Genomic DNA, 21,403 nt, shown 5'->3' with positions numbered 1-21,403 from the left:
GGCCCCGCTGGCGGTGCGGGCGGGACCGGACGCTGGGAATTCAGGTGACAGCCGGACGTGCGGCGAGTACGAAGACCCGCATGACGACGGTGCACCGACTCGCAGACGAGCTGCTCGCCCTGCTGCACCGGGAGGACCCGTTCGCCGCGACCGCGGTGGGCGTCCACGGCCACGACCACGAGCTGCCCGACCTCAGCGAGGCCGGCGGGCTGGCCCGCCGGTCCGCGGCCGAGGACATCGCACGGCGGGCCACCGCGCTCGACGGCCAGGACGACGTGACGCGCGCTGTCGTGGTGCAGCAGGCGGCGGCGCTGGTGGCGCGGGTGGACGCCCGGCTGGTGGAGCACACGCTCGCGTTCCCGCTGACCTCGCCCGCGGGGACGCTGCTGCACCACCTCCCGCAGGCGCGGCCGGACGGGGTGGACGGCGAGCGCGCCCACCTGGACAGGTTGGCCGCGGTCCCAGCGCACCTCGCCACCGCGGCCGAGCGGCACCGGACCGGTGTGGCGGCGGGACGGCTCCCGCTGGCCCGGGCCGGGCGGGCCGCCGTGGCGAACCTCGACCGGTACCTCGCGGGACCCGATCCACTGCGCGCACCCGCGTTGACCGGAACGCGCGTCGCTGAGCGCGAACGGCTCCTGGCCGACGTGGTGCGCCCGGCGTTCGCCCGCTACCGCGAGGTGGTCGCCACCGAGCTGGTGCCGCGCGGGAGACCGGACGAGCAGTCGGGCCTGTGCTGGTTGCCGGACGGCGGGGCGGTGTACGAGTCGCTGGTGCGCGTGCACACGACGACCGACCGCACGCCGGAGGAGCTGCACCGCACGGGGTGGGACCTCCTCGGCGAGCTGGACGCCGAGTACGTCGAGATCGGGTCGCGGGTGTTCGGTGCCGCGACCGCGACCGAGGTGCGGCAGCGGCTGCGCACCGACCCGACGCTGCGGTGGCGGAGCGCGGCAGACGTGCTGAGCACGGCGCGCGAGACCGTCGAGCGGGCGGAGCGGGCGGCGCCGGGCTGGTTCGCGCGGGTCCCGGCGGGACGGTGCGCGGTGGAGCCCGTGCCCGACGACGAGGCCCCCAGCGTGTCGGCCTACTACAGCCGGCCCGCGCTGGACGGCTCCCGGCCGGGGACCTTCTTCGCCAACACCCACCGCGCCGAGGAGCGCGAGCGGTTCACCGCGGAGGCGGTGGCGTTCCACGAAGCCGTCCCGGGCCACCACGTCCAGCTGGCGCTCGCGCAGGAGGTCGAGGAGCTGCCGATGCTGCGCCGTCTCGCCGACGTCAACGCCCACGTCGAGGGGTGGGCGCTGTACGCCGAGCGGCTGGCCGACGAGATGGGGCTGTACTCCGGTGACCTCGCGCGCCTGGGCATGCTCGCGGAAGACTCCCTGCGCGCCGCCAGGCTGGTGGTCGACACGGGGCTGCACGCCCGTGGCTGGACCCGGCGGCGAGCGGTCGAGTTCCTGCTCGACCACACCCTGCTGTCCGAAGTGGACGCCGGTGTCGAGGTGGACCGCTACGCCGAGTGGCCGGGCCAGGCGCTGTCGTACGCGGTGGGGCGCTTGGAGATCCAGCGGTTGCGGGCCCGTGCCGAGCGCGCGCTCGGCACGGCGTTCGACCTCGCGGCCTTCCACGACCTCGTGCTCACCAGCGGACCGCTGCCGATGACCGTCCTGGCCGAGGTCGTCGAGGACTGGCTGGCGCTGATCAGCCGCAGCAGCTCGCACCCGGTTCGGTGCGCAGCTCCGGTGCAGTGCCCGCAATCGCGGAATCGGCCTTGACCACGTAGACCTCCCAGGGTTCGCGGCCCGGGCCGTGCACCCACACCTTGTCCTGGCGGGCGTAGCAACACGTGGTGTCCTTCTCGACCTGGGTGAACAGCCCCAGGGTGGACAGCCGCTCGGTGGCCGCGTCGACGGTCGCGGTGTCTTCGACCTCGATGCCGAGGTGGTCCAGGACCGTGTCCTGGTCGGGCTCGCCCTCGAGCAGGACGAGCTTCAGCGGTGGCTCCGCGACGGCGAAGTTCGCGTAACCGGGGCGGCGCTTGGTCGGCTCGGCACCGAGGAGCTTGGTGTAGAAGGCGATCGATCCTTCCAGGTCACCGACCCGGAGGGCGAGCTGGACGCGTGACATCGGGATCCCCCTGTCTAGATGGATGTCGAAACACGGACGGAGTCAGCTTGTGCCTTGTTTCGACATGTGTCAAGTTAGAGACATGTCGAAGCAGAGTGCGGAGGTCGAGCTGTGCTGCTCGCCGCTCATGCGGGAGCCGTTGACCGAGGAGCGGGCGACGCAGCTGGCCCGGGTGTTCAAGGCGATCGGCGAGCCGGTGCGCTTGCGCCTGCTGTCCCTGATCGCCTCGCACGCGGGCGGTGAAGCCTGCGTGTGCGACCTGACCGGGGCCTTCGACCTGTCCGGTCCGACGATCTCGCACCACCTCAAGGTCCTGCGGGAGGCCGGGGTCGTCGAGGGGGAGCGGCGCGGCACGTGGATCTACTACCGGGTCCGTCCGGAGACCCTGCGCGCGGTTTCCGCCGTGCTCGTGCCCGCCGACGGGACGACCGCATGACCCGGGACGGCGCGGCGGCGCGGTTGTCCACGTTGGACCGTCTGCTGCCGGTGTGGATCGGCGCGGCGATGGTGGCCGGCCTGCTGGCCGGGCGGTGGGTGCCCGGTCTGGGCCCGGCGCTGGACTCGGTGCAGGTCGGGGGCATCTCGCTGCCGATCGCGCTCGGGCTGCTGGTGATGATGTACCCGGTGCTGGCCAAGGTGCGCTACGACCGGCTGGGCACCGTCACCGGAGACCGGCGGTTGCTGGTCACGTCGCTGCTGCTCAACTGGGTCATCGGCCCGGCCGTGATGTTCGCGCTGGCGTGGGTGTTCCTGCCGGACCTGCCCGAGTACCGCACCGGGCTGGTCATCGTGGGACTGGCGCGGTGCATCGCGATGGTGGTGGTGTGGAACGACCTGGCCTGCGGTGACCGCGAGGCCGCCGCCGTGCTGGTGGCGCTGAACTCCGTGTTCCAGGTGGTCGCGTTCGCCGGTCTGGGCTGGTTCTACCTCTCCGTGCTGCCGGGTTGGCTCGGCTTGCAGCAGGTGGGACTGGAAGTCTCGGCGTGGCAGATCGCCGGGTCCGTCCTGGTCTTCCTCGGCGTGCCGCTGGTGGCCGGGTACCTGACCCGCGCACTGGGCGAACGCGGTCGGGGACGGAGCTGGTACGAGACCCGCTTCCTGCCCAGGATCGGCCCGTTCGCGCTCTACGGGCTGCTGTTCACCATCGTGGTCCTCTTCGCCCTGCAGGGCGACCAGATCACCAGTCGGCCGGTGGACGTCGTCCGCATCGCCGTCCCGCTGCTGGCCTACTTCGCGGTGATGTGGGCGGGATCCTTCGCGGTGGGGAAGATGACCGGGCTGTCCTACGAGCGGTCGGCGACGCTGGCGTTCACGGCGGCGGGCAACAACTTCGAGCTCGCCATCGCGGTGGCCATCGCGACCTTCGGCGTCACCAGCGGGCAGGCCCTGGCCGGCGTCGTCGGGCCGCTCATCGAGGTCCCGGTGCTCCTCGCGCTGGTCTACGTCTCGCTGGCGGCCCGCCGCTGGTTCACCACGTCCGACACCGAACTCGGGAGAACCCCGGAGTGACCGTGCCCGCCACGCCCGAAGTCCTCTTCGTCTGCGTCCACAACGCCGGACGCTCCCAGATGGCCGCTGCCCTCCTCCAGCACCACGCTGGAGGTCGGGTGGCCGTGCGCTCGGCCGGGTCCGCTCCTGCCGAGACGGTCAACCCCGCAGTCGTGACGGTGATGGCGGAACTGGGACTCGACCTGTCGCGCGAGGTCCCCACGAAGCTCACCACCGACACGGTCGAAGCGGCCGACGTGGTGGTCACCATGGGCTGCGGTGACAGCTGCCCGGTCTTCCCGGGGAAGCGCTACCTGGACTGGGACCTCACCGACCCGGCGGGCAAGGGGGTCGACGAAGTCCGGGAGATCCGCGACGACATCGAGCGCCGAGTGCTCGACCTGGTGGCCGAACTCGAGCGCACCGGTTGACCCGCCGCGGACCGGTCCGTGCGCACTCCGCGGCGCGGTGGCGCCGCGGAGTGCGCACGGTGACCTCAGCTGCTCGCGGGGATGGCGGGCAGCGTGACGTAGGAGGGGTTCTCCGCCGAGGTGTGGATGGTCACCGGCGACAGGGCCGCCGGGAGGTCCCGCACCGTCGGGAGCAGGTGCGGGACGTCGTAGGCCTGGACCGCGATGCGGAGCTTGTGACCCGGCGGGACGACCGCTCCGGTGGGGAAGACCTCGACGTCGACCGGGGTGACCTCACCGGGCTGCAGCAGGTCCTGCGCTTCCTTGGTGAACGGGTGGTGCGGCTGGACCAGCTGCCCGTCGAGGTAGCGCGAGCGGGACTCGTCCAGCGCCCGGTGCGACAGGACCTGCCAGCCGCCGGTGAGCCGGTTGACCTCCCCGGTCGGGGACACCGACGACACCGAGACCGACACCATCCCGTTGCCAGTGGGGGTCGAGACGTTGAGGTGCGCGTTGATCGGGCCGCGGATCCGCAGCGGTTCCGACAGCTCCTCGGTCTCGAAGACCGCCCCGGACAGGTCGTTCAGCCGGTTGTCCTCACACAGCTTCGCGAGCCCGATGGCGTTGGGCAGCCCGGCGGTCCACTGGTTGGCGGACCGGGTGCACAGCCCGGCGACCGGCACGGGCGCGACGTTGCTCCGCCCCTGCTCGACGTCGTCGGTGACCAGCTGCCCCGGTAGGCCGGGCAGCGAGGTGCCGGAGAGCTGGAAGTTCTCGGCGCGCTGCTCGTCGATCCAGTCCTGCGCCTGGTGCCACTGACCGGAGCCGATCTCGTGCCAGGTCAGCGGCGGGATGTCGGTGTCCAGCTCCGGGTCCGGCAGGCCGCGCACGTGGTGGTCGAACCAGCGCAGCTGGACCTCCTGCAACGAGCCGTACCCGGCGTCCTCGAACCCGGAGCCGGCGCTGGCCTGCAGGTGGTCCCACGGACCGAAGACCATCTTGGTGGGCACGCCACGTTCGCGAAGCCGGTCGAACAGCATCGGCGTGCCGCGCTGGAACAGGTCGTACTCACCGCCGACGAGGAAGGTCGGCACGTCGATGCGGTCGACGACGTTGATCGGCGAGCGCTCGGCGTAGAACGGGCCGTCGAAGGCCGAGTCCAGGCCCAGCGTCGCGGACAGCAGCATCGGCGCGGTGAACCCGGTGGCGCCTTGGATCCGCGAGAGGTACATCTGCAGCGCGTTGTCGGGTTCGGTGACGCCGTAGGCGGGCGGCAGCAGGCCGGTCGCGGTGACCAGTCCCAGCCACAGCGGGATGAACCCGACGTCGAGCGCACCACCGGAGGCGACCACGTCGCGGTAGGTGTCGGCGGCCGGGACCTGCGGGAAGATGGCCTTCAGCCCGGCAGGCCGGTTCGCGGCGGCGAACAGCTGGCTGATGCCCATGTACGACGGGCCGTGCATGCCGACGGAGCCGTTGCTCCACGGCCGTTCGGCGGACGCGGCCCACTCGACGACCTCCCCGGCGTCGGTGTTCTCCCGCTCGCTGAACGCCGCCCACGAGCCGCCGGAGGTGCCGGTCCCGCGCGCGTCGACGGTGACCTGCACGTACCCGCGCTTGACGAAGTAGCTCGAGTCGCCGAACGCGACGGACGCGGGTCCGTTGAGCACGGACTTGTTGTAGGCGGTGATGGTCACCAGCACGGGGAACCGGCCCTCGACGGGCTTCCCGTCGTCGTCGGCGGGCCGTTGGACGTCCCCGCGCAGCACGGTCCCGTCGGACATCGGGATCGGGACGTCGGTTTCGGTGACGACCTCGGGGTACTCCTCCCCGCGCGCCGTCCAACCTGTCTGCGCCTGAGCAGTGGTGAGTCCGGCGAAGACCATCGCCAAGGTGAGCAACAGTGCCAACCAGCAGCGCCGCATGAAGACCTCCCAGTGCGTACGGGGAGATCAACGACCAGACCGTCACGGCGTTACGCGTGAGCGGGGAAGCGTCCGCCCGTCCCGGGCAGTTCGACGGCGTCACAGCGGCGGGTGCTGGGGCACGGGGACAGGCGGGACCGGTCCGAGGACCGCCTCGGCCCTCGAATCGCGAGCACGGCCACCACCTGTCCGACCGTGGCCGGTGACAGGCCGGCGAGCGCGACGTGGGAGTTGCCGTCACCCAGCGGAACGCCGCGCTGCCGGTGAACGGGGTTGCGGGCCCGCCCGCTGCGGGCCCGCAACCGTGGGTCAGCCCTGGCCGACCAGTCGGCCCAGCGCGGCCTGGGCCTCCGCGGCGTCGAAGTACCACTTGAGGGATTCGGCGCTGGGTGCGGAGAAGCTGCTCGCCACCAGGTCCGCGACGGGCTGGTGCGAGCCGGCGGCGCCGAAGACCTGCAGGACGTGCTCGGTCGGCGGCATGAGCATCGCGTTCGTCCACGCGTGCACGGTCTGGGCGTGCTCCCAGTAGCGCTCGAACGCCTGCTGCATCCACTCCGCGTCGAACGGCTCCGCGCCGCGCTCCAGGATGCTGTCGAGGTAGGACTTGGCGCACTTGCTCGCGTTGTTGGCGCCCTGGCCGGTGATCGGGTCGTTGGCCGCCACGGCGTCGCCCATCCCCAGCACCGGGGTCCCCGACGGCAGCTGCGCGACCGGGCGGCGCACGACGGGCTTGACGCTGCCGGTGAGGGTGGCGCGGTCGTCGGTGAGCTTGGCGTCCTTGAAGCGCTCGTACTCCCACGGCACGAACTGGCGCAGCAGCTCCAGCATGCGCTGCCACTGCTCCTCCGGGCCCGGCTTGTCCGACCAGCAGTCCAGGGGCCCGCCGGGGATGCCCTCGAAGATCGGCATGTAGCAGGGGCCGCTGAAGGTGTAGCCGGGGATGCTGAAGATCTCGCCGACGCCGGGGATCACGTTGAAGAAGACGCCGTCCCGGTCGGGGTGCTCGGGACGCCGGTGCAGACCGTCCACATAGGCCACTGCCAGGGCGCGTTGCGGGCCGTCGAACGTGGTGCGGTCGGCGTCCACCGGGAACAGCTCCGCCAGCGGACCGCGACCGGCGGCCACGACGACGAGGTCGTAGCGCGAGGCCACCGCGTCCAGCGTCTCCGGCGTGTGCTGCTCGTAGACGACCTCACCGCCCTTCTTCTCGAACAGCTCGATCCAGGTGGGCATCTTGATGCGCTGGTCGACCGCCTGCCCGGGACCGCCGAGGGCGCCGAGGAAGTCGAAGACGCGGCTGCCGTCCGGACCGGCCAGCGACACCCCGATCCCGTCGACGGTGGGTGCCACGTCGTCCCACAGGTTCAAGCCGAGTTCGCGCTCGTGGGCCAGCGCGGTGTCGAACATGCACTGCGTCGACATCACGCGGCCCTCACGGATCTCGGCCGGCGTGCGTGCGGACGCCAGGGTCACCTCGTAGGAGTGCTGTCGCAGACCCAACGCCAACTGCAGGCCTGCCTGACCCGCTCCGACGACGAGGACTTTCCGCATGGGCCGTAATCCCTTCTGTGCATGACGAACGCGTGCTGCATCCGGGCGCGGTTCCGCACCCGAGGTGGCCACAGACCCTAGCGCAGCGGTTCGGCGCCGAGGTCGAGAGATGATCAAGGCGCAGGGAGCGCCGTGCCACGCGCGGTCTTCCGGGGCGCTCGGTCGTCCCGTGGGGTCGCCGCAGCACGACCGGGGCCCCAGTTCGTTCCCAGTTTTCCCAATCGCGCGGGATGCGAAGGACGTTTCCGCCCCATGATCGTCGCGTGTTAAGCTCGCCGCGCTTTGCGGTCGGTGATGCCGCTCGCACATGCGCGGAGGAGTGGCGACGGAGGTCGAGCACCTGCCGGACGCGCACACTCCTCCACCTGCGGCGCGCGCGGGGCGACCACTCGTCGCGACGTCGGCGCGCCCGGACATGGCGGGGCCCGCCGCACGGCCTCAACTTCCCTGCCCGGCAAGCGGGTGCGAACTCACCATACGGAGCATTGTGAAAACGGAAAACGACGCGCCGGACAACGATCCGCACCCCCACGTCTCCCGAGAGCGCAAGGGTCCGCGGGCAGTGCTGGGGTCGCTGCGCCGCGGATCGGACTCCCGGCACCCGGTGGAGGGGCGGGCCAGCGACATCAGTCTCAAGCGCCGCCTGCGCGGTGTGTGGTTGTGGCCGGCGACCGCGCTGCTGCTGGGGTGCCTGGTCGCCGCAGCGCTGACCATCCCCACCGCGATCGGCATGGTGCTGGTCACCTCCGGGGTGCAGGAGGTGTCCATCCCCGCGGTGCGGTTCCTCGGTGAAGCCTCCGCCGAGCGCACGCTGAGCCTGCAGTACCTGGTGTCCCCGGGCACCGACCGGCGAGCGCTGGACGAGCAGCGCGCTCGCACGGACCGGCTGCTGTCCGAGGTCGAACGGGCGGCGGACGCGGAGTGGATCCTCCAGATCGCGCCGCCCGCGGAGCCGATCAAGGAGCGCCTGGAGCGGCTGCTCGAGCGCACCTCGGAGCTGAACGTGCTGCGCGCCCGCGTCGACGGGCGGCAGCTGGGCCGGGACGAGGTCTTCGCCGCCTACAACGCGATCACCGACGCTGGCAGCGCCGTGTTCGACACCCAGGCGCGCATCTTCCCGGACTCGCAGGTCAGCCAGGGCGGCATCCAGGCCACGGAGTTCTTCCAGGCCGCCGACCTGCAGTCCCGCGCGGCGTCGCTGATGTCCACCGCGCTGTCCACCGGGGCGCTCGACCCCGTCGAGTACGCCAGGTTCACGCGGCTGGTCAACGTCTACCACGACCTCGTGGAGAACCCGGCGTCGGTGATCCCGCCGCACGTGCGGGCGCAGGTCGAGCAGACGGTCTCCACGGACCACTGGCGCCGGCTGACCGAGATCGAGAACCAGCTGGTGGCGCACGGGCCTTGGGCCCCCGGTGAGGTGCCGCCGGTGAGCCTGCAGGAGTGGCAGGACCTCGCCCGCGAGATGGCGCAGGACCTCAACGGGCTCACCATCGTGCAGGCCGACCACGCCTCCACGGCGGGCTGGAACCAGGGCGTCCGCAACATGGTGGTCGTCGCCGCGGTCACCGTCATCGCCATCGCCGCCGTGGTCGCCGCGATCCGCCAGTCCCGGCGCAACGCGACCGCGCTCAACCGGCGGTTCGAGTACCTGCGCGAGGACATGGAGGAGGTCTCCAACGTCCTGCTGCCGAACGCCTTCGAGCGCATCGGCCGGGGCGAGATCCCCGACGACGACTCGGCGCTGGTGCGGCAGGACTACGGTTCGGACGAGATCGCCGAGGTCAAGCGCTCCTTCGACCGCGTCGTGAAGATCGCGCTGCAGTCCAGCATCAAGCACGCCGAGCTGCAGGAGGGCATGAAGGCGGTCCTGGTCGGCATGGCGCGGCGGACCAAGGTGCCGATCCGCAACGGCGTCAACGCCATCGACAAGCTGGTGGAGCACGAGAACCTGCCGGACGAGGTGCTGGACCTGGTCTTCGAACTCGACCAGGAGCTCACCCGCATCCGCCGGCACAACGAGAACGTGCTCATCCTCGGTGGTGAGGAGCCCGGCCGCGGCTGGACCAAGCCGGTCGCGCTGCCGCAGGTCGTCCGCGCGGCCGGTGACGAGACCGAGCACTACGCGCGGGTGCACTACGAGAACATCCCGAAGGTCGCGATCGTGCCGGGCGCGGTGGCCGACGTGATGCACCTGCTGGCGGAGCTGATCGACAACGCCACGCAGTTCTCCAGCTCGGTGGTCCGGGTGCAGGGCCAGAAGTGGGTCAACGGCGTGCTGGTGGTCATCGAGGACCAGGGCATCGGCATGTCCGAGAAGGACGTGACGGCCGCCAACGACCTGTTCGCCGGGAAGTCCGGTTTCGACCTGCTGGCGCTGCGCAACAGCGACCGCAAGGGCCACTTCGTGGTCACGCTGCTGGCGGCCAAGCACGGCATCAAGGTCGAGCTGGCGCAGATGTACCTGGGTGGCATCCGGGCCACCGTCGCCATCCCTGGCAAGATCATCGACCGGGGCGACGAGGCCCCGGACACCGCCAAGCACCGGCAGCTGCCCACCGCGGACGCACCGCCGGCCATCGCGCGCCGCCGCCCGAAGTCCGGGCAGGGCAGCAACGGGAAGGCGCGGTTGCCGCGCCGTCCGGTCCCCGGTGGGCGGGCGGACACCGGCCAGCAGCCGGCGGTCGGGCAGCACCGTGCCCAGCACAACGGCGACAGCGGTCAAACCGTGAAGAGGAGGGCACCGGGCGTGGAGCGGTTCAGCGGGGACCTGCTGGGGTCCGACGGCGGCGCTGCCCCGGCTGGCGGCGCTGCCCCGGCCTCGCCGAGCAGGCCGGAGGCCCCGAGCGCGGGTACGGGACGTCGGCGGCCGTTGCCGACGCGGGTCCCGCAAGCGAGCTTGGACCGCAACCTGCGCGAGGAAGCACCGAGCCCGGCCGCCGCGAGCGAGCAGCCCCGGCCCGCCGGCCGCACCGCACGGGAGGCCGCTGAGCGCCTCCGCGGTGCGTACGCGGGCCGGCGCAGGGCGAACTCGAATGGAGAGAACCAGAAGTGACCATCTCAGAGACCACGCGGATCGAGTTGAACGGGATGCTCGACAGGCTGGTCAGCAAGATGAAGGGCGACGTGCTCTCCGCCGTCCTGGTCAGCGCGGACGGGCTGGAACTGGCCCACTCCCGCGACGAGCACGGCGTCCGCGACCAGCTCTCGGCCGGGGCGAGCGGGATCGCGTCCATCGCTCGGGGACTGGGGCACCAGCTGCGCGCCGGAGCGCAGCGGCAGTCCGTCATCGAGTGGGAGCACGCGATGCTGTTCCTCGTCGGTGTGTCCGACGGCAGCCTGCTGGCCCTGGTCAGCGCGGCTGACGCGGACATCGGTGACGTCGCCTACCACGCGAACCTGCTCGTCGAGCAGGTCGGTGAGTTCATGGTGGCAGCACCGCGGCACGGGACGGCGCCCGGGCAGATCTCCTTGCCATGACAGGTTCCGATGACGCGTTGGACAGCCGGCTGGTCCGGCCCTTCTCCATGCGCCGGGGGCGGACCAGCCGACGCACCAGCGAGCTGAGCATGAGCACGCTGGTGTGGACCGTGCGGACCGACATCATGCCGGGAGAGCTCAGCCCCGAGCAGATGCAGATCCTCGAGCTGTGCCACGTCCGGCACGGCACCGCCGGCCGCGGGTCGGTCGGTGTCGCGATCGCGGAACTGTCAGCGATGCTCGACATCCCGCTGGCGGTGACCAAGGTCCTCGCCAGCGAGCTGATCGACCGGGAACTGCTGGAGTTCAGCAAGCCGGCCCGCGCGGACGATCCGGACGTGACCACGATGAAAAGAGTGCTGAATGGGCTTCGAGAGCTCCGTGTCTGAACCCTCTGGCGGCAAGACGAAGCCGACCTCGGTCAAGATCCTGGTCGCCGGCGGGTTCGGCACCGGGAAGACGTCCTTGGTCAGCTCGGTCAGCGAGATCGACCCGCTGCGGACCGAGGAGATGTTGTCGGAGGCCGGTGAGGGCATCGACGACATCTCCGGCGTCGAGGGGAAGCGGACCACCACGGTCGCGCTGGACTTCGGCCGCATCACCATCGCCCCGGACCTCGTGCTGTACCTGTTCGGGACGCCCGGGCAGAGCCGGTTCTGGTACATGTGGAACGACCTCGCGGTCGGCACGTGGGGCGCGGTGGTGCTCATCGACACCCGGCGGTTCGAGACCAGCTGGGCGGCGATCGACTTCTTCGAGCGCAGGCAGATCCCGTTCATCGTGGCGGTGAACCGCTTCCCGGACTCGGACTACTACCCCGCCGAGGAGCTCCGCGCGGCGCTGCAGCTCGGCGAGGAGGTCCCGATCATCGACGACTGCTCGGCGCTGGAACCCGAGTCGTGCAAGGACGTCCTGATCACGCTGCAGGAGCACATCATGCGGACGCACCTGGAGCGGGCCGGCTACGACGAGAACGCGATCGCGAACGCGATCGGCGAGTGACGCTCAGCGCTGGGGCGAGAGGACGGTGACGACGGCCGAGTCGTCCTCGGCCGCCAGTCCGGCCCGCTCGCCCAGCAGGTAGAGCTGGTGCGCGGCTGCGGCCAGCGGTGTCGGGACACCGGTCTCGCGGGCCAGCTCACCGACGATCCCCATGTCCTTGACGAAGATGTCCAGCCGGGACCGCACCTCCGCTCCGTCGCCGTAGGCCTCGACCATGCGCGGACCGCGGTCGGAGAGCATGAACGAGCTCGCCGCGCCCCGGCTGAGCGTCTCCACCACCAGCGCCGGGTCGAGCCCGATGCCGCGGGCCAGCGCCACCGCTTCGGCCGCCGCGGCGATGTGCACCCCGGCCAGCAGCTGGTTGATCGCCTTGAGCGCCTGGCCGTCGCCAGGGCGGGGGCCGATCACGGTGCACGTGGACGAGAGCCGGTCCAGCACCGGCCTGGCGATCTCGAGGGCCTCGTCGTCCGCGCCGACGACGATGAGCAGGTCACCGGCCCCGGCGCGGGTGGGACCGCCGCTGACCGGCGCGTCGACCAGCCGGTGGTGCGGGAGCCGGGCGGCCGTGTCCCGCGCTGCCTGCGGGCCGACCGTGCTGGTCAGCACCACCGCCGCGCCCTCGGGCAGCGTCGACGCGGCACCGTCGGGCCCGAACAGCGCCGCCTCGACCTGCTGCTGGTCGCGGACGGCCAGCAGCAGCACGTCGGCGTCCGCGGCGGCCGCGGCCGGGCTCGCGGCCTCCGCAGCACCCCGCTCCACGGCGGCCGCGCGCCGGTCGGCGTCGACGTCGAACGCGGTCACCGGGAACGCGGCGGCGAGGTGGCCGGCCATCGGCAACCCCATCGCGCCGAGCCCGATCACCGAAACCCGCGGCGAAGACATCCAGACACCTCCACAGTGGACTCTCATGACCGGAGGGAACCGACGACGCGGGCGAGCGCGTGCTCGTCACCGACGTTGCCGGGGAAGACGACGTAGGGCGTGCCGGCGGCCCCGCCGGCGACCGGCTCCCACAGCGACACGATGCCGGGCAGCAGCGTCCCCCGCGTGATCGCGCGGCGGATGCCCAGGGCCTCGGTGGCGATGTCGCTGGAGGTGATGCCGCCCTTGGCGACGACGAACGCGGGCTGGTGCCGCCGCACGGTCGCGGCCACGGCGTCGACCAGCGCCGCGGACACCGTCCGCGCGATGGCCAGGCTCTCGTCGGCGTCGGCCCCGGTGACCAGCGTGCGGCTGGTGCGGACCACCGCGTCGCAGCGGCGCATCGCCTCGGCCGCGCGGGCGCTGACCTCGGCGACGTGGTCGTCGCGCGAGGCCGGGTCCAGCAACGTCGGCACGTCCAGCTCGAACTCCTCGACCCCGCCCAGCTCGCGCAGCCCGGCGAGCTGCGCGGTGGTCAGCCCGACGTGCGAGCCCACCGCGATCAGCCCGTGCCCGGAGCCGTAGGCGCGCAGCGCCGCCGCGTCCAGCGGGGGACTGGCGGCCTGGCCGATGCGGGCGCGGACGAACGCCGGCCCGATCCGGTACAGCAGCCGCGTCCCGCGCGATTCCGCCTGCAGCAGCGCCGACGCGAGCACCCGCAGGTCGTCGTCGCACGCGGCGTCCACCACCACCGGCTGCCGGTCGCGCACCCCGCTCAGCAGCTCGGCGACGTGCTGCGGGCCGCCGCTGCGCAGGTCGGCCACGGTGATCGCCAGGACGTCGGCCGCGGCCGTGCGGCCGCCGGTCTTCTCCTCGACCCACTCCCGCAGGTCCGAGCTGCGGTACCCGAAGGTCGCGTCGCGGGCGAACTCGGTCTCGCCGGCGGGCACCATCCCGGCGGCCGTGCGGGCCCAGTGCACCGAGTCGACGGTGATGCGGCCGGCGTCCGGGAACGCAGGCACGATCACGACGCCGTCGACCGGACGGCCGTGCCGCGCCAGGTCGTCGGCCAGTGCGTCGGTCTCGACCGGGAAGTGGCCGCGCAGCGTGGAATCGCTGCGGCTGGCCACCACGGGCTCCACGCCCTCGGCCTCCGCTGCGACCACCAGCGCGTCGAGCACCTCGCGGTTGCGGGCCGTCGCGTCGGCGGCGGCGAGGCTGCGGGTGTTGGTGAGCACGAAGCAGGCGCGGGACGGGTGCCGCAGCCCCCAGCGCAGGTCGTCCACCGACCAGCTGGTCAGCACCGGCACGTCGGCGACGGTCTGGGTGCCGGTCGGGTCGTCGTCCAGCACGACCAGGTGCCCGCCGCCGGTGACCTCGCCCGGGTCGACCGGGCGGACCGGGGGCAGGCCCGCCAGCAGCTCCTCCACCGAGGTCATCGGGCCTCCCGCTCGTCGGTGACGTGGGTGCGCAGGTCGTCGGCGGTCTGCGCGAGGTGGTCGCTCATCGCGCGCCGGGCGCGGTTCGGGTCGCCGGACTCCAGCGCGCGCAGCACCTTGCCGTGCTCGGCGATGGCGTTGGTCCGGATCGCGCCGACCGCCGAGGTCTCCCGGCGTCCCTCCACCAGCAGCCGGCCGAAGGGCTCGAACATCAGCGGGATGAAGGCGTTGCCGGTGGCCTGCATGACCGTGTCGTGGAAGGCGATGTCGGCGGAGACGAACAGCTCCACGTCGCCGGTCTCGTCCGCGGTGCGCATGTCCTGGAGCTGCTCGCGCAGCTGCGCCAGGTGGTCCTCGGTGCGCTTGGTCGCGGCGAGCTCGGCGGCGCCCACCTCCAGCAGCCGCCGGGCCTCGATCAGGCTCTCCGACACCACCCGTCCCGCGCGGGTCGCGGCGCGGATCATCGGGTCCAGCGCGGTCCACTGCGCGGGCGGGTTGACGTAGGTGCCGCGACCCCGCTGGACGCGCACCACGTTCTGCGCCCGCAGCACCTTCACCGCTTCCCGGACGGTCAGGCGGCTGACCGAGAACTGCTCGGCGAGCTCGGCTTCCGTGGGCAGCGCGGCGCCCGGCGGGTAGGTCCCCTCGATGATCGCACCGAGCAGCTGCTCGGCGAGATCGTCCGGCAACGACATCCGCACCCATCCCATCAGACGTCAGACGTCCGCGGACGTTATGCGCCCGGCCCCGCCGGGTCAACACTTGATCACCAGCGTTCGAGGCGGTAGAGGCGGCGGGCGTTGTCGCGGCCGACCATCCGCGCCACCCGGACCGCGTCCGGGGTGGACCAATCGCCCGCGGCCACCCGCTCGCCCAGCGCGGCGCGCATCCCGCGCCGCCACAGCAGCGCGCCGAGGTGGTGCAGCTCCGGCGGTCCGCACGCGTCGGAGGAGAACAGCACCTTCGCGAACGGCGCGAGTTCCAGGGACTCGGCCACCACCGCGGCCGAGCGCGCCCCGGTGTGGTTGACCGCGAGCCCCACGTCGAAGTGCACGTGCGGGAACACCTGCGCCAGGTACCCGGCGTTGCGGTGGTAGGGGTAGCAGTGCAGCAGCACGAGGTCCACGCCGCGCGGTTCGACGAGCTTGATGAACCGGGTGAGCAGCAGCGGGTCGCAGCGGTGCAGCTCGACGTCGGGATCGCCGTAGCCGGCGTGCAGCTGCAGCGGCAGCCCGCGGTCGACCCCGGACCACAGCAGGAACCGCAGCAGCACGGGGTCTTCCACCCGGCCGCCCGTGCGGAGCCACCGGTCGGCGGCGGAGACGACCTCGGCCTCGGACGGGCGTTCCGGGTCGAAGTCGAAGCCGAACCGGTAGGCCACCACGCTCTTGAGCCCCACCGCGTCGACCGTGCGCTCCGCGAGCGCTTCCGGGAAGCGGGCGGGGATTTCGGCAGCGCCCACGCCGCTGCGCGCGAGGTCCTCCAGCACCGTCTCCAGGCGCACGACCTCGTCCACCCGCGCGCCGGACACCGCCGCCATCTCGGCGGGGGAGAGCAGCACCTCACCGCCGTACCCGGCGTCGACCAGGAAGTGCTCGACCCCGCTGGCCGCCAGCAGCCGGCGGGTGACCTCGGCGACGCCCAGTTCTGCGCGCCGCGCGACGTAGTCCGCGGCGTCGGCGTGCGGCGGGAGGTCGAGCACCGGCGCGCACCAGCGGCGGACGGCGAAGCCCAGCTGCGAGTCGAACTGCGTCATCCACGCCGGGACCGGCCGGTCGGACTCGGTGAGCAGCGCCTCCAGCCCGGCCCGGTCGACCTCGCCGACCAGGGCGCCGTGCACGTGGTGGTCCACCAGCGGCAGCTCGTCCACCGCCGCCGCGAGCTCGTCGTCCGCCATCGCCCCTCCCGCACCGCACGACGCGGGGCCGTCCTCGGCGACCGCGGCGCGTCGCGCGTCCTGACCAGGATGCCCGAGGCCCGGCGGGGAGACCGGCGGCTCAGGCCGGTGCGTAGTGCGTGACGCCGTCGACGGTCTCCGCGCGGAGCTTCGACTGCAGGACCAGCACGTCGAGGTGGGCCGCGGTCTCCAGGACCGCCAGCATCTGGTTGTAGGGGTCGAGGTCGTCGAGCTTGCGCTCGCGGCGGGTCCAGGTGAGGGCGCGGGCGGCTTCGTAGGCGGTGGTGGCGCCGCGCTCGACGGTCCGCGCCGTGTCCGCCAGCCGCCGGTCGTGGTGGTCCAGCAGCTCGTCGATCCGCTGGTGCGCGCTCTCGGTGACCGGGCCGTGCGCGGGGAGCAACCGCATGTCCGGCAAGGACCGGACCAGCCGCAGCGAGGCCAGGTACTCGCGCAGCGGCAGCTCGCTGGGGGCCTGCTCGAAGCCGATGGACGGGGTGATGTGCGGCAGCACGTGGTCCCCGGCGAACAGCAGCGAGCTCGCGTCGTCGATGAACACCACGTGGCCGCGGGTGTGGCCGGGGGTGGGCAGCGCGCGCAACGGGCGGTCGGCCAGGCTGACGTCGGTGGAGCTGGTGATCCACTCGTCCGGTTCTTCCCAGCCGGTGGTGCGGCTCTTCCCGCCGCGGGCGGCGATCACCGCGTCGCGCACCGGTCCCGCCCCGCAGGCGGCGAGCATCTCGACCTGCTTCTCCAGCGACACGTGGCTGGGATGCATCAACTTCTCCAGCGTGGGCTGCTCGCCCTCGCCGAGCAGCACCCGGGAGCCGTACTCCCGGCGCAGGGCCACCGCCTGCGTGTAGTGGTCGCGGTGCGCGTGGGTGACCAGGAACCGCCGGATGTCGCCGAGCCCGGCGCCGATCTGCCGCAGTCCGGCGTTGAGCTGCTCCCGGGCCGCGTCCAGGGCCCAACCGCCGTCGATGAGGGTGAGCGCGTCGCCGTCGGTGATCGCGTAGACGTTGACCGCGCGGAGGCCGTCGTTGGGCAGGGGCAGCGGGATCCGGTGCACGCCCGGGGCCACCTCGTACGCGCCCGGTCGCATCCACTCGTGCCGTGAGTCGCCCATGACCGCACCTCCGAGCCCGCCCCCGTTCGGAGGCGTCCCAGTAGACCTACCACAGACATACCGACCGGTCAGTGTGCCTTGCGCCACGTCGGTCCCCGCCTCGGAGCGGGTCAGCGGACGGGGTGCACCTCGGGGTGGGACTGCCACCAGCGGAGGAACGCGGGGTTGTCCGCGACGTGCGCCAGGTGGGCCTGGGCGAGGGCGTGGTGGAGCAGGTCGGCCTGCGCCGCGGTCAGCCGGTCCGGCCGCCAGGCCACCGCGAGCCGCGCGGTCAGCGGGTCCCCGGCCAGCGGCCGCACGACGGCCCCCGCCGGCGCGGTGGCGGTCGGCTCGACCAGCCGGATGCCGTGGCCGCGGGTGACGAGCTCCCACGCCCCGCCGCTGGGTGCCCGGAACCGGATCCGCGGGTCGAACCCGGCTTTCAGGCACGCGGCGCGGAACACCTCCGCCGAGACCGCGCCGGGCGGACCGATCCACGACTCCTCGCCGAGCTCGGCCAGTCGCACGTGTTCTCGTCCTGCGGCCCAGTGGTCGGCGGCGAGCGCGACGAACCACGGGAAGCGTGGCACGAGGACGCGGCTGGTGACCGCGCGTCCCAGCGGGACCTCGTCGCCCTCGGTGGTGGCCAGCAGGCCGGCGTCGAACCGGCCCTGTGCCAACGCGTCCGCCAGCGCGGCGGCGGAGGGCTCGACGTGCAGCACCACCGCGCGGCCCAGCCGGTCGTCCTGCACCCGGTCCGCGACGCTCGGCACGCACGCCAGGTCGGCGCACCCGAGGTGCAGCGGTTCGGTCGACGGCAGCGGCCGGCCGGGCGTCCCGAAGAGCGAGTCCACTTCGGACAGCACGATCCGCGCGCGGTCCACGGTCCGCCGTCCGAGCTCCGTCGGCACGACACCGGTCCGGCTGCGCACGAACAGCGTGCCGCCGAGCAGCTCCTCGATCCCCTGCAGCTGTTTGCTCAGCGCGGGTTGGGTGAGCTCCAGATCCGCCGCGGCACGCGTGATGCTCCCGCGCTCCGCGATCGCGCAGACCATCCGGAGCTGCCGGATCTCGATCCCCATGGCAGGACGGTACATCGCGTCCCGCGATCCCGGATCGCCGCACTGCGCAACGGTTTTCGCGACAACGGGAGCGGCGCGCGCGATCCTCCGACCCCTGTGCGGGTTGCCGCGGTCGAGCTCCCCGCGCCCGCACGCCACCGCTCAGCCCACCACGCCGGGCTTCACCCACGACGCCGACCGCTGACGAGGGGCCGTGGGAGTCGGCGAACCGCGGACCACCGACCGCGGCCCGGCGCGTGGGTGGACGGCAGGCGGCCCGGCCGCGTCGCCAGGACTGGGGTGGTGACGGGCGGTAGCTGTTGTTGATCGCGCTCCGTGATCGAAATTCACCCGGTCGCCGCGTGGGGTGGTGCACCTGCTCATGCCAATCTGTATGGGCCCTTCGGGGGCATCAGTCAGATGGGGCGCGGGTACCTCTTTGGGGTCGAAAGGAACGTCGCTAGGAGCTCGTCATGTTGAGCAGGCACGAGCGGGACAGGTTGGCCGAGATCGAATCGGCGCTGGTGTCCGGCGATCCTCGGCTGGCGGAGAAGTTCGAGCGGTTCGACGGGCGCCGGAACTGGACCACCCTGCGCCGGTTCCTCGTGTACCTGGTGTGCGCGCTCGTCGCGTTGCTGGCGGTGCTGTGCATGGTGAGCGGGCTGGTGCTGAGCTCGGTGACGCTCTTCGCGGCCGCCGTCGGGGGCGCGGGCGCCGCCTGGTGGCGGGACAGGCGACACGGACGGACCTGACCCCACCCCCGCACCGTCACAGCGGCGGCAGCGCCTGCAGCACCGTGTCGGCTTCGACGTAGGTGCCCTCGGGCAGGGTCCGCAGCCGCTCCAGGCACGGCGCCGGCGTGCCCAGCGCCACGCACTGCCGGTGGATCTCCTGCTTGGTGGCGGGGAACCGGACGTGGCACAGGTACCTGAGCAGATCTGCGCGATCGGGTGCGGACGACATGACGGCCTCCGGGAGCTGACCCCCGGCTACCCGGACGGGAGGCGCGGGAACCCCGGCATCACCTGCGGGCCTTGACCAGCTCCCTGGCTTCCGCCGCGATGGAGGCGGCGTCGATGCCCGCTTGGCCGAGCAGCTCGGCAGGTGTCCCCGAGCCGGGCATGGTCCGCACCGCCAGCAGGCGCACCGGCGCTCCGACGCCGGCCAGCGCGCTGAGCACGGTCTCGCCGAGCCCGCCCTCCGGCCAGTGGTCCTCCGCCGTGACCAGGCCGCTGGTCTCCGCCGCGGCGCGGCGCAGCGTCTCGGCGTCCACCGGCTTGATCGAGTACAGGTCGATCACCCGGGCGGTGATGCCCTCCGGTTCGAGGACCTGCGCCGCGCGCAGGGCTTCGTGCAGGGTGATCCCGGCCCCGACCAGCGTGACGTCGTCGCCGTCGCGCACCACGCGGGAACCGCCGATCGGGAACTCCTCGTCCGGTCCGTAGATCACCGGGGTGGCGCCGCGGCTGGTGCGCAGGTAGTTGATCCCGGGGCGGTCCGCCATCGCCGCGGCCAGCTGCACGGTCTGGTTCGCGTCGCACGGGTAGAGCACGGTGCTGCTGTGCACCGCGCGCAGCGCGGCCAGGTCCTCCAGCGCCATCTGCGACGGCCCGTCCTCACCGATCGCGACCCCGGCGTGCGAGCCCATCAGGCAGAGGTTCGCTCGGCTCACCGCGGCCATCCGGATGAAGTCGTAGGCGCGGGTGAGGAAGGCGGCGAAGGTCGACGCGTACGGCCGCCACCCGCGCACCTGCATGCCCACCGCAGCGGCCACCATCTGCTGCTCGGCGATGTACATCTCGAAGAAGCGGTCCGGGTGGGCCTCGCGGAACATCTCGGAGTGCGTGGAGTTGGAGACCTCGCCGTCGAGCGCCACCACGTCCCCGCGGCGGTCGCCGAGCGCGCGCAGCGCCTCGCCGTAGGCCTTGCGGGTGGCGACCTCGGCGCCCGGTTCGAAGGCGGGCAGCCCGCCGCCGCGCACCTGGAAGACGTGCGGCTCGGCCTGGACGTCCGGCTTCGCCGGGGTGACCCGCAGGTCGCGGGGCCCGCCGAGCTCGCGGATCGCTTCGTCCGGGTGCACCAGCGCCTTGCCGTGGAAGCCGGGCTTGTCCTCGACCTCGGCGACGCCCCGGCCCTTCTTGGTCGCCGCCAGCACCGCGACCGGCCGGCCGTCGCCGTCCTCGGCGTCCTTCAGCGCGGTCTCGATCTGCTCCGCGTCGTGGCCGTCGATCTCCAGCACCCGCCAGCCGGCCGCCCGCGCGCGGGCGGCGTAGGCGCCGAGGTCCCAGCCGTGCATGGTCTCCCCGGTCTGGCCGAGCCGGTTGACGTCGACCAGCGCGATCAGGTTGTCCAGCTGTTCGTTCCCGGCGTGCTCGAGGGCCTCCCAGACCGAGCCCTCGGCCATCTCGCTGTCGCCGCACAGCACCCACACCCGGTAGGGCAGGCGGTCCAGTCGCTGCGCGGCCAGCGCCAGGCCGACGCCGATCGGCAGCCCTTGGCCGAGCGACCCGGTGGCCACGTCCACCCAGGGCAGCACCGGGGTCGGGTGCCCCTCCACCCGGCTGCCGAACTGGCGGAAGGTCATCAGCTCGGCGTCGTCGATCGCCCCGACGGCCTTCAGGCACGAGTACAGCAGCGGTGACGCGTGCCCCTTGGAGAAGATCAGGTGGTCGTTGTGCGGGTCGTCCGGGTGGTCGAAGTCGAGCCGCAGGTGGCCGTCGAGCAGGGCGGCCATCAGGTCGGCGGCCGACATGGAGGAGGTGGGGTGCCCGGACCCGGCAGCGCTGCTGCACCGCACGGAGTCCACCCGCAGCTGCTGCGCCAGTTCGAAGCGGAAGGTCAGGTGGTCCATGCCCCACCAAGTGCCCACCCTGGCGCTCCGCGAAACGCCCGGACCAGGCCGTCGGCACCGCCGGTCACCGCCCGTGCACACCGGGAGCCGTCGCTCCGGCGCCCAGCGGCGAGGACCGCGTCCGCGCGCAGTGCGGTGAACCGCCCGTCACCGAGGTGAAGGGCACCCTTCACCAACCGGGCTCGGGTTCTAGCGGTGGTTGCAAC

20 protein-coding genes are annotated in these 21,403 nt (G+C 72.7%); 9 read left to right on the top strand and 11 right to left on the bottom strand.

All coding sequences use genetic code 11. The features are described 5' to 3' along the window. The first annotated feature begins 80 nt into the window (after positions 1-80). Entirely contained in the window at positions 81-1,778 is a 1,698-nt protein-coding gene (locus HNR68_RS19440; protein ID WP_179723155.1) for a DUF885 domain-containing protein, read from the top strand. On the opposite strand, the gene HNR68_RS19435 is transcribed toward HNR68_RS19440, so the two are convergent. Next, on the bottom strand, positions 1,705-2,130 hold the full coding sequence (locus HNR68_RS19435) for an ArsI/CadI family heavy metal resistance metalloenzyme (RefSeq protein WP_179723154.1): 426 nt from the start codon (positions 2,128-2,130) through the stop codon (positions 1,705-1,707). The genes HNR68_RS19440 and HNR68_RS19435 overlap by 74 nt on opposite strands. A gap of 82 nt (positions 2,131-2,212) precedes the next feature. Between HNR68_RS19435 and HNR68_RS19430 the strand changes: the two genes are divergently transcribed. From HNR68_RS19430 to HNR68_RS19420, 3 genes are read left to right on the top strand one after another with little or no spacing between them, the layout of a single operon-like run. After that, entirely contained in the window at positions 2,213-2,566 is a 354-nt protein-coding gene (locus HNR68_RS19430; protein ID WP_179723153.1) for an ArsR/SmtB family transcription factor, read from the top strand. Further along, positions 2,563-3,639 carry an ACR3 family arsenite efflux transporter gene (gene arsB, locus HNR68_RS19425; RefSeq protein ID WP_179723152.1) on the top strand — a complete coding sequence of 359 codons (1,077 nt, stop codon included), beginning with the start codon at positions 2,563-2,565 and terminating at the stop codon, positions 3,637-3,639. Before HNR68_RS19430 ends, arsB begins: the two co-directional genes overlap by 4 nt. 2 nt (positions 3,640-3,641) lie before the next feature. Beyond that, complete coding sequence (locus tag HNR68_RS19420; protein ID WP_179723151.1) at positions 3,642-4,049, top strand: arsenate reductase/protein-tyrosine-phosphatase family protein; 408 nt, start codon at positions 3,642-3,644, stop codon at positions 4,047-4,049. Between the two features lie 65 nt (positions 4,050-4,114). Here the strand turns inward: HNR68_RS19420 and HNR68_RS19415 are convergent, their stop codons facing one another. Together HNR68_RS19415 and HNR68_RS19410 are read right to left on the bottom strand one after the other, a co-directional pair. Continuing rightward, entirely contained in the window at positions 4,115-5,938 is a 1,824-nt protein-coding gene (locus tag HNR68_RS19415; RefSeq protein ID WP_179723150.1) for a CocE/NonD family hydrolase, read from the bottom strand. 324 nt (positions 5,939-6,262) lie between these two features. Continuing rightward, the gene (locus tag HNR68_RS19410; RefSeq protein ID WP_179723149.1) at positions 6,263-7,504 is read right to left on the bottom strand and encodes a styrene monooxygenase/indole monooxygenase family protein; all 1,242 of its coding nucleotides are present in this window, start codon (positions 7,502-7,504) and stop codon (positions 6,263-6,265) included. Positions 7,505-8,066: 562 nt separating this feature from the next. Here HNR68_RS19410 and HNR68_RS19405 point away from each other — a divergent pair. The 4 genes from HNR68_RS19405 to HNR68_RS19390 are packed head-to-tail and all read left to right on the top strand — an operon-like array spanning position 8,067 to position 11,986. Continuing rightward, positions 8,067-10,559, top strand: coding sequence for a nitrate- and nitrite sensing domain-containing protein (locus HNR68_RS19405; RefSeq protein WP_179723148.1), 2,493 nt, complete (start codon positions 8,067-8,069; stop codon positions 10,557-10,559). After that, complete coding sequence (locus HNR68_RS19400) at positions 10,556-10,984, top strand: roadblock/LC7 domain-containing protein (protein ID WP_179723147.1); 429 nt, start codon at positions 10,556-10,558, stop codon at positions 10,982-10,984. Before HNR68_RS19405 ends, HNR68_RS19400 begins: the two co-directional genes overlap by 4 nt. Next, a complete protein-coding gene (locus HNR68_RS19395; RefSeq protein ID WP_179723146.1) occupies positions 10,981-11,373 on the top strand; it encodes a DUF742 domain-containing protein in 393 nt (130 codons plus the stop codon). Before HNR68_RS19400 ends, HNR68_RS19395 begins: the two co-directional genes overlap by 4 nt. Next, the gene (locus HNR68_RS19390) at positions 11,348-11,986 is read left to right on the top strand and encodes a GTP-binding protein (protein WP_179723145.1); all 639 of its coding nucleotides are present in this window, start codon (positions 11,348-11,350) and stop codon (positions 11,984-11,986) included. The genes HNR68_RS19395 and HNR68_RS19390 overlap by 26 nt, the downstream gene beginning before the upstream one ends. 3 nt (positions 11,987-11,989) lie before the next feature. Here HNR68_RS19390 and HNR68_RS19385 read toward each other — a convergent pair whose 3' ends face one another. From HNR68_RS19385 to HNR68_RS19360, 6 genes are all read right to left on the bottom strand, one after another. Next, positions 11,990-12,868 (bottom strand): NAD(P)-dependent oxidoreductase, encoded by an 879-nt coding sequence (locus HNR68_RS19385; protein WP_179723144.1) that lies wholly within the window; start codon positions 12,866-12,868, stop codon positions 11,990-11,992. A gap of 23 nt (positions 12,869-12,891) precedes the next feature. Continuing rightward, positions 12,892-14,286, bottom strand: coding sequence for a four-carbon acid sugar kinase family protein (locus HNR68_RS19380; RefSeq protein ID WP_179723143.1), 1,395 nt, complete (start codon positions 14,284-14,286; stop codon positions 12,892-12,894). Then, positions 14,283-14,981 (bottom strand): FadR/GntR family transcriptional regulator, encoded by a 699-nt coding sequence (locus tag HNR68_RS19375; RefSeq protein ID WP_179725261.1) that lies wholly within the window; start codon positions 14,979-14,981, stop codon positions 14,283-14,285. The genes HNR68_RS19380 and HNR68_RS19375 overlap by 4 nt, the downstream gene beginning before the upstream one ends. A 71-nt stretch (positions 14,982-15,052) precedes the next feature. Continuing rightward, positions 15,053-16,183, bottom strand: a complete 1,131-nt coding sequence (locus HNR68_RS19370) for an amidohydrolase family protein (RefSeq protein WP_179723142.1) — start codon at positions 16,181-16,183, stop codon at positions 15,053-15,055. Between the two features lie 100 nt (positions 16,184-16,283). After that, entirely contained in the window at positions 16,284-17,306 is a 1,023-nt protein-coding gene (locus HNR68_RS19365; RefSeq protein ID WP_179723141.1) for an MBL fold metallo-hydrolase, read from the bottom strand. Between the two features lie 110 nt (positions 17,307-17,416). Next, positions 17,417-18,367 carry a LysR family transcriptional regulator gene (locus tag HNR68_RS19360; RefSeq protein ID WP_179723140.1) on the bottom strand — a complete coding sequence of 317 codons (951 nt, stop codon included), beginning with the start codon at positions 18,365-18,367 and terminating at the stop codon, positions 17,417-17,419. A 452-nt stretch (positions 18,368-18,819) separates the two neighbouring features. Here HNR68_RS19360 and HNR68_RS19355 point away from each other — a divergent pair, with 452 nt between their 5' ends. After that, positions 18,820-19,098, top strand: coding sequence for a DUF3040 domain-containing protein (locus HNR68_RS19355; RefSeq protein ID WP_179723139.1), 279 nt, complete (start codon positions 18,820-18,822; stop codon positions 19,096-19,098). A 16-nt stretch (positions 19,099-19,114) separates the two neighbouring features. On the opposite strand, the gene HNR68_RS19350 is transcribed toward HNR68_RS19355, so the two are convergent. Together HNR68_RS19350 and HNR68_RS19345 are read right to left on the bottom strand one after the other, a co-directional pair. After that, entirely contained in the window at positions 19,115-19,309 is a 195-nt protein-coding gene (locus HNR68_RS19350) for a DUF2795 domain-containing protein (RefSeq protein ID WP_179723138.1), read from the bottom strand. 58 nt (positions 19,310-19,367) lie between these two features. Then, complete coding sequence (locus tag HNR68_RS19345; RefSeq protein WP_179725259.1) at positions 19,368-21,197, bottom strand: transketolase; 1,830 nt, start codon at positions 21,195-21,197, stop codon at positions 19,368-19,370. Positions 21,198-21,403: the final 206 nt, after the last annotated feature.

Source organism: Saccharopolyspora hordei, assembly GCF_013410345.1.
GTDB lineage: Bacteria > Actinomycetota > Actinomycetes > Mycobacteriales > Pseudonocardiaceae > Saccharopolyspora > Saccharopolyspora hordei.
The sequence above is the reverse complement of the archived record's forward strand: the minus strand, read 5'-3'. Positions and strand labels throughout refer to the sequence as shown.